Origin of the sequence: Nitratidesulfovibrio oxamicus (assembly GCF_015731765.1) — a bacterium.
In the GTDB taxonomy this organism is placed as follows: Bacteria; Desulfobacterota; Desulfovibrionia; order Desulfovibrionales; family Desulfovibrionaceae; genus Cupidesulfovibrio; species Cupidesulfovibrio oxamicus.
In genome coordinates, this window is sequence record NZ_VRYY01000743.1 from 1 (window position 1) to 631 (window position 631).

Consider the following 631-nt stretch of genomic DNA (forward strand, 5'->3'; position numbering starts at 1 on the left):
GGCCAAGAACCAGGTCGGCCAGGCCGTGCGGCCAGGCCCACAGCCGGGTGGACCCGGCGGCGATGCCCGCGTCGCCCGCGCCTCCGGGTTCCGGCCCCCATTCAACACGCACCGGCACTTCACGGCTCAACACATCGTCCATGTCGCCCCAGGCCGCGTCCTTGTACCGGCGCACGGAAACCTGGCGAGGAATGGCCCCTGCCGGCAATTGCGTCGCGTCGCGCCCGGCCATCAGAACCCCCAGGCCGACGCCGTGGGCCGCGCGTAGCCCTGCTGGCGCGCCACGATGTCCAGCGCCAGCGACTCCAGGTCGTCCAGCACCGGAATGGAGATGCGGTCGAATTCCCGGAAGTCCGCCACCTTGATGTACCCCTTGCACGACGTGCAGACGTGCACCTGAAAGCCGGGCTCGCCGTCGGCGGTGAAATATTCGAGGTTCTTCGATTCGCTTTCCAGGCAGAACGGACACTGCAACCGCTTGGCGCGGTATTCGTGGCGGCAGAACGAGCAGGTATGGTGCAGCGCCCCTTCCTTGCCCACCAGGCGCCCCACCAGCGGCGCGCTGCCGCACACCGGGCAGTGGCCGTGCTGCCAGACCACCGGGGTGGCGCCCGGCTGGTCCGCGCCGGTG

1 protein-coding gene and 1 pseudogene are annotated in these 631 nt (G+C 69.9%); both read right to left on the minus strand.

Annotated elements, in window-relative coordinates:
- Positions 1 to 232: pseudogene (locus FVW20_RS18070) on the minus strand (sufurtransferase FdhD); the annotation flags it as partial.
- Positions 232 to 631 (minus strand): formate dehydrogenase accessory protein FdhE (locus tag FVW20_RS18075; protein WP_196610672.1); only part of this gene is annotated, 400 nt, incomplete at its 5' end. The pseudogene FVW20_RS18070 and the gene FVW20_RS18075, both read right to left, overlap by 1 nt.